Genomic DNA, 10,183 nt, shown 5'->3' on the forward strand with positions numbered 1-10,183 from the left:
GTTCCAATCTCACTAAAATTTCATTTAGTGAAGTTGAGCGACTTATTTTAAAGCTTGTTAATATTTATTATATAGAATAGGCGCCAATCACTCGATTCCGACTATCGATGATAGGAATCATAGGCAAATGACTGTCTAATAATAACTTTCTAGCTTGAACCTTATCCATTAAGGCCGATACGGCAATATCGCTTTTGTGCATAATATCTTTCATGATGATATTCATCTGTGATACCACCACCTTGCTTAAATAAACAAATCCTAAGTATTCACCTGCATCACCAGAGATAAAGATAAGGTTTAAACGCTTATCGGTTAAGGACGATGAGCGTAGAATCGCAATCACCGCCTCTACAGATAGCGATGCGCCTACACAAATAAAGTTGTTATCCATTTCGGTTTGAATAGAGTGAGCAGCAGGTAGCCGGTTGCCCATAGCTAATGATGTGTTGTACATAACCATCTTTGTATCTCCTTGAAACTATCAAGGCAAAGAAACCAAATTATGCAGAAAATCCCGTAACTGAGCTGCAATAAGCTTATACCATCAAGCTCAAGCATTCCCCGCCTTGAACAAGTAAGTTAGGAGAAGATAAAGTCAGTCAAATAGAGAAGCCGTGTACTTGCGAAAGTTCTAGCGGTGTACAGATGACACGCAAGAAATTCAAAAGCATTCACGCTCTAGCCAGTAGAAACGCTGTATTGAATAAATCATATGATCGACTTAAACAAACACGATACTCTATAAAAAGAGTGTGATATTGACAGGAGAGAACAAGAAAAGGAGCTTCGTTAGTATGAATACCAACTTAGCAAAAGCGAGGCTTTAAATGAAAAGTTGGCAACAAAACGTAGGCTTTTCTACTAACCAGAAAATACCACACTTGGATAATCGACTACTCGACGAGTCCATAGGTTTCTATTGCACCTCTAAAAAGTTAATAATAAGTATGCTTTCTCAGCGCGGTTATCCTAACGCAGATAAAATAATGGTCAACCAAAACAATCGAACAATGTTCATTTTTTACAATACCATGACAATACAAAGTAGCATCCAAACCTGTTCTAATATTTAGGCCACAAACTTTAGCATCGTATATTTATTATAAATACACAAAATGCCACTTATATTCATACGAGTAATTAAACCATTAACGGAAGAATTTATCTTAAGACATCAATCACGAGTATTCCACTCACGCTAGGGAAGAGCTAACAATAAAAATGAATTTTATGATTGATGCTGAGACGAACAACGTTCGGCATCAGCACCACTAAAAAGGAGCAAATGCTCCCTTATGTGGTTTTTTTGCTAATTTGTTAATGACTCTTCTAGCGCCCGCAAGCATAAGGCCACGTTTTCACTGCGTGCCCCATACCCCATTAAACCAATACGCCACGCTTTACCCGCTAAAGTGCCAAGGCCGGCGCCGATCTCCAAGTTGTATTGATTGAGCAAATGCGCTCGCACTTTAGCCTCATCAACCCCTGTTGGAATATAGATCGCATTCAATTGCGGTAAACGACAATCTTCAGCAACGACAAATTCAAATCCTAATTTTTCTAGGCCCTGCTTTAATTTGTCATGCATCACACGATGACGTGCCCACGCCTGCTCTAGACCTTCGTTTCTCAACACCAGCAAGGCTTCATGCAACGCGTACAAACTGTTAACAGGCGCAGTGTGGTGATAACTGCGCTTGCCTGCGCCGCTCCAATAACCAAGCACTAAGCTTTGATCTAAAAACCAGCTTTGAACGGGGGTTGTGCGAGATTGAATTTTTTCAATCGCTTGCGCTGAAAAAGTCAGTGGCGATAAACCCGGAGGGCACGATAAGCACTTTTGGCTCCCAGAATAGACGGCATCGAGCTGCCATTGATCCACATAAAGTGGCACGCCGCCTAAGGATGTCACCGCATCTACAATACTCAGCATGTTGTTTTTCTTAGCCAGCAAACCTAATGCTTGCGCATCACTCAATGCACCAGTTGACGTTTCTGCATGGACAAACGCGAGAATTTTAGCATCAGGGTTAGCCTGTATGGCTTGCTCGACTTTATCGAGCGAAACGGGGGCTCCCCACTCATCATCCACCAGCACAGCCTCTCCGCCACAGCGCACTACATTCTCGCGCATACGCTCGCCAAAAACGCCATTGCGACACACGATGACCTTATCTCCTGGCTCAATCAGGTTGACAAAGCACGCCTCCATACCAGCGCTGCCCGGCGCGGAAACCGCGATGGTAAACTCATTTTCCGTTTGAAAAGCGTATTTAAGCAGCTGCTTTAGCTCATCCATCATCTGGATAAAAAGCGGATCTAAGTGGCCAACAGTCGGCCTGCTCAGCGCTTGTAATACTTGGGGGTAAATATCTGACGGGCCTGGCCCCATCAAAATTCGCTGGGGTGGGTTAAAACTGGTAATGGACATAGTTGCTCCTTGCTTGCGGCCAAATACGAATACCCAGAGTAAAACAAATCCGCTGATGCAACAATTCGACCGAAGTCTAGAGGTCAAACCAGTGTCACACTCTGGTTAATTTTATTTTACATTTGGACTTAATTAGCGATTGACATTAACAGTTCAAAAACGTTCAATGAATGAGCTATCTAGCAGAAGAGGAGCACTGCCCAGGCAGATGTTTTGTGGAGCCTCAACTCCAATACAAAACATTAATGGGGAGCAGTGCCGAGATAAACCAAGGTTGTGGATTTGGTTTATCGGTTGAATGGGCTGAATCCCTTCAACTGTCATCAGCAACCCTGATGAAGAGCTTCTGAGGTAAACCAATCATAAAAACACCTCTTTATTTGCTCTAGAAAAACTCTCTTCAAACATTGGACGTTGGTACACCAACACTATTTTTATTTCAGGAAGTCGTGGGAGAAATGCCGTGAGCGCATTCAATGTCGCCAAATTTGGCGGAACAAGCGTTGCTAACTTTGAAGCAATGAGCCTTTGTGCCGCTGTGATCGAAAATAATCCAGAGACCAAATTAGTCGTGAGCAGTGCCTGCTCTGGCGTGACGAATTTATTGGTTGAATTAGCCAATGGCGTACAAGATGCCAATCAACGCTTAAGTATTATCAAACAGTTAGCTGATATTCATCATGCGATTATTGATAAACTTGCCGACCCGCTACAAGTTGAAAAAGAGGTACACTCAATTTTAGATATGGTGGCCAGTGTCGCAGAAGCGGCCTCTTTTCAAGCGAGTAAAAAGCTGACCGATCACTTAGTGGCTTGTGGCGAGTTAATGTCGACCTTCATTCTGACGCAATTACTGCGTGAACGTGGCATGGATGCGATCCGTTTTGATATTCGAGAAGTGCTGCGTACTGATGATCACTATGGTCGGGCAGAACCGCAATTAGAGCAGATCCAGCAATTAGCCCAAGAGAAGTTAACACCACTTTGCCTGCAACACGTAGTGGTAACTCAAGGTTTCATCGGCGCTGATGAACAAGGGAATACAACCACATTGGGCCGAGGCGGCAGTGATTATTCTGCGGCCTTGATCGCCGAAGCGGTACAAGCTTCTGGCTTAGAAATTTGGACTGATGTACCGGGGATTTATACGACCGACCCGCGCATTGCGCCTAAAGCCGCTCCGATTGCGGAAATAAGCTTTAGCGAAGCATCGGAGATGGCAAACTTTGGCGCTAAGATTTTGCATCCATCGACGTTGCTGCCCGCGCTTCGCCACGATATCCCTGTGTTTGTCGGCTCCTCAAAAGAGCCTGAAAAAGGCGGCACTTGGATCCGTAAACGTGTGGAAAGCTCACCTCTATTTAGAGCCTTGACCCTACGCTGCAATCAAACCATGGTTACGCTACGCAGCGCTAGCATGTTTCACGCATACGGCTTTCTTTCGAAGGTGTTTGAAATTTTAGCCAAACACAAAATTTCGGTGGATCTGATCACCACCTCTGAAATCAGCGTCTCATTAACATTAGATAAAACCGATACCTCAGGTGGAGCGCCTGAACTGCCTCAAGCGGTGCGCTTAGAATTAGAAGAGCTGTGTAAAGTTGAAGTCGAACATAATCTGTGTTTAGTTGCGCTGATCGGCAACAACATGAGTGAAAGCAAAGGCTATGCAAAACAAGTTTTTAGCACCTTAGAAGATTTCAATTTGCGTATGATTTGCTATGGTGCCAGCCCACACAACCTCTGCTTTTTATTACACGAGTCGGTTTCTAAAGCGGCAATTCAGAAACTTCATCAAGATTTGTTTGAACGATAAAACCACATTGAGTAGTAAAACGCTGAATAAAAAACAGGTTGGCTTAGCCAACCTGTTTTTTATTACTTAATCTAAATTCGGCCCAAGCCATTTTTCCGCTTCTTGCGTATTCCAGCCTTTACGTTGCGCGTAATCTTGCATCTGATCTTGCTGAATTTGTGCAATGGCAAAATAACGAGAGTCAGGATGCGAGAAGTACCAACCTGACACCGAAGCACCTGGCCACATAGCGTAACTGGTGGTTAAAGACATATCGATGGTTTGCTCAACCTGCAACATCTCCCACAAAGTGCCTTTTTCCGTATGCTCAGGACACGCTGGATAACCCGGCGCAGGACGTATACCTTGATATTTCTCACGGATCAAATCATCGTTCGACAACTCTTCATCGGCGGCATAGCCCCAAATTTCTTTACGAACTTGCTGATGCAAATATTCCGCAAAAGCCTCAGCAAGACGATCAGCTACCGCTTGGATCATGATGGCATTATAGTCATCGCCTTGCGCTTTATATTGGTCTGCTAATTCTCGCTCACCAATTCCGCCTGTCACGGCAAATGCACCGATCCAATCTCGTTTACCACTCTCCTTTGGTGCAATGTAATCGGACAAGCAGTAGTTATAACCTTTGGGCTTTTCGGTTTGTTGGCGTAAGTGATGCAGAACATGAGCAACCTCGGTGCGCGATTCATCGCGATACACTTCGATATCATCCCCCACACTCGCGGCTGGGAATAAAGCGCAAATACCGCGAGCCTTGAGTAGCCCTTCTCGCTCAACTCTATCAAGCAATGCATTAGCATCATGGAATAAACTTTGTGCTTCCTCTCCCACCTCTTCGTGTTCAAAAATCGTCGGATATTTACCCATCAATGACCATGTCATGAAAAATGGTGTCCAGTCGATGTAACGACGAAGGGTAGCCACATCAAAATCATCAAACACATGTACGCCCAATTTAGCCGGAACTGGCGGCGTATAGTTATCCCAATCGATAACCGCTTTATTTGCCCTTGCCACTTCTACTGAGACAGGCTTAGTTCGGGGGGTTTTACGGTGATGTTGATCACGCGTGCGTTCATAATCGAGGTTTAATTTTTCAACAAAAGCAGGACGTAACTCATCAGAAAGAAGCGAAGAACAAACGCCTACTGCGCGCGAAGCATTGTTCACGTACACAACAGGTTGGTGATAATTTTGCTCAATTTTAACTGCGGTATGTGCTTTAGAGGTGGTTGCTCCGCCAATCAAAAGCGGTAATTTAAACCCTTGTCGCTCCATTTCTTTGGCGACGTGCACCATTTCATCTAAAGAGGGAGTGATGAGGCCGGATAACCCAATGATGTCGACATTCTGTTCTTTCGCGACTTTGAGGATCTGATCGCATGGCACCATAACGCCGAGGTCAATGATTTCGTAGTTATTACACTGCAAAACGACGCCAACGATATTTTTGCCGATGTCGTGTACATCCCCTTTAACTGTGGCAAGAAGGATTTTGCCATTATTAGAACCTGCTTGCTTAAGCGCGTTGATGTAGGGCTCTAAATGCGCAACGGCTTGCTTCATAACGCGCGCCGATTTCACCACTTGCGGCAGGAACATTTTCCCTTCGCCAAAGAGGTCGCCGACCACGTTCATTCCATCCATGAGAGGCCCTTCGATCACATCCAGTGGGCGAGTGGCATTTTGACGAGCTTCTTCCGTATCTTCAACAATATACTCGGTGATACCTTTGACTAACGCATGCTCTAAACGTTTTGCGACTGGCCATGAACGCCATTCAAGCGCACTGGCATCCTCTTCCTTACCGACACCTTTGTTCGCATATTCAGCCGCAATATCCAGTAAGCGTTCAGTGCCATCGCTGCGGCGATTGAGAATGATATCTTCGACTGCTTCACGCAGTTTCTCAGGCACGTTATCGTAAATCTCAAGCTGACCGGCATTGACGATACCCATGTCCATGCCGTTTTTAAAACAGTGATAAAGGAATACAGCATGGATCGCTTCACGCACATAGTTGTTACCGCGAAAAGAGAAAGAGACGTTGGAAACCCCGCCGGAAATCATCGCATGGGGTAAATTACGTTTGATATCAGCCACGGCTTCGATAAAGTCCACAGCATAATTATTATGCTCATCAATACCAGTCGCAACCGCGAAAATATTGGGATCAAAAATGATATCTTCAGCAGGGAAACCAACCTCATCAACCAAAATTCGATAAGCTTTGGTACAAATTTCAAGTTTTCGCTCACGGGTATCCGCTTGGCCTACTTCATCAAACGCCATCACGATCACAGCAGCACCATAGCGGCGAATGAGTTTAGCTTGTTCAACAAACTTCTCTTTTCCCTCCTTGAGGGAAATCGAGTTCACAATCCCTTTGCCTTGAATGCATTTGAGACCTGCTTCAATCACCTCCCACTTAGAAGAATCAACCATGATTGGTACTTTGGAAATATCCGGCTCAGAAGCGCATAAATTAAGAAAGCGAACCATGCAAGCTTGCGCATCCAACATCCCTTCATCCATATTGATATCGATGATTTGTGCACCGTTTTCGACCTGCTCTCGAGCAACATGCAGCGCCTCATCATACTGCTCATCTTTGATTAAACGCTTAAAACGCGCAGAACCAGTGACGTTAGTTCGCTCACCTACGTTGATGAATAGGCTCTCTTTGGTAATCGTCAGCGGCTCTAGACCGGATAGACGACAAGCCACTGGAATATCGGGTAACGCTCTTGGTTTCACACCTTCGACCACTTTTGCCATTTGTCTAATGTGCTCAGGAGTGGTTCCACAACAACCACCAACAAGGTTCAAGAATCCTGCTCGCGCCCATTCCCCGATGTGCTGCGCCATCTCATCGGCTTCAAGATCATACTCACCGAATGCGTTCGGCAACCCCGCATTGGGGTGAGCCGAGACATAACATTCGGAAATACGCGATAGCTCTTCAACGTATTGGCGCAATTCATCCGGACCGAGTGCACAGTTCAAACCAAATGAGATAGGCTCAACGTGTCGCAGTGCATTATAAAAGGCTTCGGTTGTTTGCCCAGAAAGCGTTCGACCAGAGGCATCGGTGATTGTCCCTGAGATCATCACGGGCAGTTTGTAACCCAACTCTTCAAACACACAATCTACCGCAAAGGCACAGGCTTTAGCATTTAAAGTATCGAAAATGGTTTCAATCAAAATTAAGTCGCTGCCACCACGAATTAAAGCACGTGTTGATTCTGAGTAAGCTTCAACTAATTGCTCAAAGCTGATATTTCGAAAACCAGGGTCATTCACGTCAGGGGAGAGCGAGCAAGTGCGGTTTGTTGGCCCTAGCACTCCCGCCACGTAGCGAGGTTTATCAGGCGTTTTCGCCGTCCATTCGTCAGCAGCTTGGCGTGCAAGTTTTGCAGCAGCGAAATTGATCTCATCGCTAATGGCTTGCATATCGTAGTCAGCCATTGCGATGCTCGTCGCGTTGAAGGTATTCGTCTCGAGGATATCAGCACCTGCTTCCAAGTAAGCACTATGAATTTCTTTGATTAACTGAGGCTGCGTCAAGACGAGAAGGTCATTATTTCCTTTCAGATCGCTTGGCCAATGGGCAAAGCGATCTCCGCGGTAATCTTGCTCTTCCAATTTATAGCTCTGAATCATGGTGCCCATGCCACCATCAATCAATAATATTCTCTGTTGCAATTGAGCTTCAATTTGACTTCTAACTTCTCTTCCCACAGTACAGCCTCATTCCTTTTGGTTATTCGCTCATCCTATCATATAACCATTAGAAATCTAGACGTCTAAACTTCACTTTAATTATCGTTTGATACATCTGCAATCATGGCTAAAAAGTGTTTGCTATTTGTACATCATCCAAGGAGAATTTCATTCATATTTTGTTACACGACGAGAAAACAATGTCTGTCTATTACACTTTATGCTTCCTATCAGGAGCAGCAATGTTGATTGCCTTTCTAAACAGTAAGATAGGCAATATGCAAACCACTATCGCCATTACAGCAGGATCGATGATGTTGTCATTATTGATCTTAGTTGCAGGTCAAAATGATTGGTTTCATCTAACTCAAATAGCGACAGAAACCGTCAACAGTATTAACTTTGAAAATTTTCTGCTCAAAGGAATACTCGGTTTTCTACTTTTCGCTGGCGGCCTAGGCATCAAATTACCCAACCTAAAAGATCAGAAATGGGAAATCGCGGTTCTTGCACTAGGCGCAACGCTATTTTCAACCTTCTTCATCGGTTTTGGGCTATACGCCTTCTGTCAATTTATCGGTATTCACTTCGATCTCGTTTACTGTCTGCTATTTGGTGCACTCATATCACCAACAGACCCAATAGCCGTATTAGCTATTGTTAAAAAGTTAAATGCACCAAAACGTATTTCAACCCAAATCGAGGGAGAATCGCTCTTTAATGATGGTTTTGGTTTGGTTATCTTTGTCACCATTTTCACTATTGCATTTGGTACGGAAGCACCAACCATAGGTAGTGTAACTATGTTGTTTATTCAAGAGGCAATGGGGGGCATCCTGTATGGCCTAGCTCTTGGGCTATTATTCCACTACCTCATCAGCGCCACCGATGATCACTCAATGGAACTGCTTTTAACTATTGGTATACCGACTGCTGGCTATGTTTTTGCAGATGTTATCCATGTTTCCGGGCCTTTAGCTATGGTTGTATCAGGGATAATGATCGGCAACTGGACACGCTTCATTGGCTTTTCAAAAGAAAGTGAAGAACACCTTGACCACTTTTGGGAATTGGTTGACGAATTTTTGAATGGTGTGCTCTTTCTACTTATCGGTATGTCGATGCTACTCTTCAAATTCCATGAAGAGGACTGGATATTGATGGCTTTCGCCATTCCTCTTGTCTTATCTGCTCGCTATCTAAGCGTTTTTTTCTCTTACATCGGCTTCAAGCGTTACCGCTCCTACAACCCATGGTCAATAAAGATACTAACTTGGGGAGGGCTACGAGGTGGGCTAGCACTAGCAATGGCACTTTCTATCCCATCCGGCATATTAGTTATTCCAGACAAGCTTATTGATGTAAAAGAGATAATCCTTGTTATGACATACGCTGTCGTGGTGTTCTCAATACTTATTCAAGGTTCAACAATTACCCCATTGATAGATAAAGCAAAACAAGCTGAAAAGTCGTCAATGTAGAAAGAAAACTGTCAGTAATGACTGATCAAATCAATTTTATCCCTAGCCGATGTTCTAGAACATCGGCTTTTGCTATCTTTACTTTGCTCCTCCCCTCTATATATCTACTGTAATACCAATTTAAAAAATATGATCTAATTAAGGCTGTTGAACTATGGTGAAATATCACTATGGATAGCTTTAGTAATATCTATTTAAAAAGCTGGCGAACCCTATTCAAATGAAAGTGTGATGATGGCTCTTGCAGACTCCAAAGAAAGTCATTCACGTACACAAATAATCACACAATAGCTTAAAGTCTGCCGAACAAGTTTGAACAAACAGGTTCAATGATTATTGAAGAAGGACGCCAAGTAAAACTACGGACTACTAAGCGAGCCCTAGCTAATCAGAGTGTTACGGATGACAAGGAGTGAGTATGTAAGTATGCGTGGAATTGATTTTTAGAAGACGGCACTGAGAGAGTGATAAAAAATAAAATGCTATTTTGCTCAAACGAAAAAAGCCCTGCTATTACTAGCAGGGCTTCTTAATAAGTGGCGGAGCGGACGGGACTCGAACCCGCGACCCCCGGCGTGACAGGCCGGTATTCTAACCAACTGAACTACCGCTCCGCAGCGTGTCTGGTTAGACAATATTCAAAGCCTGGCGATGTCCTACTCTCACATGGGGAGACCCCACACTACCATCGGCGCTGTTGTGTTTCACTTCTGAGTTCGGCATGGA

Annotated in this window: 5 protein-coding genes, 1 tRNA gene, 1 rRNA gene and 1 riboswitch; of the genes, 2 read left to right on the top strand and 5 right to left on the bottom strand. The window is 44.2% G+C overall.

Annotated elements, in window-relative coordinates:
* Positions 1–67 precede the first annotated feature (67 nt).
* Entirely contained in the window at positions 68–463 is a 396-nt protein-coding gene (locus AACQ21_RS01095; protein ID WP_017050669.1) for a hypothetical protein, read from the bottom strand.
* 849 nt (positions 464–1,312) lie between these two features.
* Complete coding sequence (locus AACQ21_RS01100) at positions 1,313–2,434, bottom strand: pyridoxal-phosphate-dependent aminotransferase family protein (RefSeq protein WP_105977341.1); 1,122 nt, start codon at positions 2,432–2,434, stop codon at positions 1,313–1,315.
* Positions 2,435–2,612: 178 nt separating this feature from the next.
* Positions 2,613–2,788: riboswitch (Lysine riboswitch) on the top strand.
* Positions 2,789–2,897: 109 nt separating this feature from the next.
* Here AACQ21_RS01100 and lysC point away from each other — a divergent pair.
* Positions 2,898–4,250, top strand: a complete 1,353-nt coding sequence (gene lysC / locus AACQ21_RS01105; protein ID WP_017043419.1) for a lysine-sensitive aspartokinase 3 — start codon at positions 2,898–2,900, stop codon at positions 4,248–4,250.
* Positions 4,251–4,316: 66 nt separating this feature from the next.
* On the opposite strand, the gene metH is transcribed toward lysC, so the two are convergent.
* Positions 4,317–7,994, bottom strand: coding sequence for a methionine synthase (gene metH / locus AACQ21_RS01110; RefSeq protein WP_105977342.1), 3,678 nt, complete (start codon positions 7,992–7,994; stop codon positions 4,317–4,319).
* Positions 7,995–8,176: 182 nt separating this feature from the next.
* On the opposite strand from metH, the gene AACQ21_RS01115 reads away from it, so the two are divergent.
* Positions 8,177–9,457 (top strand): cation:proton antiporter, encoded by a 1,281-nt coding sequence (locus AACQ21_RS01115; RefSeq protein ID WP_026027845.1) that lies wholly within the window; start codon positions 8,177–8,179, stop codon positions 9,455–9,457.
* Between the two features lie 537 nt (positions 9,458–9,994).
* On the opposite strand, the gene AACQ21_RS01120 is transcribed toward AACQ21_RS01115, so the two are convergent.
* Together AACQ21_RS01120 and rrf are read right to left on the bottom strand one after the other, a co-directional pair.
* Positions 9,995–10,071, bottom strand: a tRNA-Asp gene (locus tag AACQ21_RS01120).
* A 29-nt stretch (positions 10,072–10,100) separates the two neighbouring features.
* Positions 10,101–10,183 (bottom strand): 5S ribosomal RNA (gene rrf / locus AACQ21_RS17380); the annotation flags it as partial.

Source organism: Vibrio sp. V01_P9A10T6, assembly GCF_963877065.1.
Classification (GTDB): Bacteria; Pseudomonadota; Gammaproteobacteria; order Enterobacterales; family Vibrionaceae; genus Vibrio; species Vibrio anguillarum.

Bases quoted from the DNA above. Each gene is read 5' to 3' on its own strand.
- AACQ21_RS01100 (WP_105977341.1), bottom strand. From the start codon at position 2,434: ATGTCCATTACCAGTTTTAACCCACCCCAGCGAATTTTGATGGGGCCA.
- AACQ21_RS01095 (WP_017050669.1), bottom strand. From the start codon at position 463: ATGGTTATGTACAACACATCATTAGCTATGGGCAACCGGCTACCTGCT.
- AACQ21_RS01115 (WP_026027845.1), top strand. From the start codon at position 8,177: ATGTCTGTCTATTACACTTTATGCTTCCTATCAGGAGCAGCAATGTTG.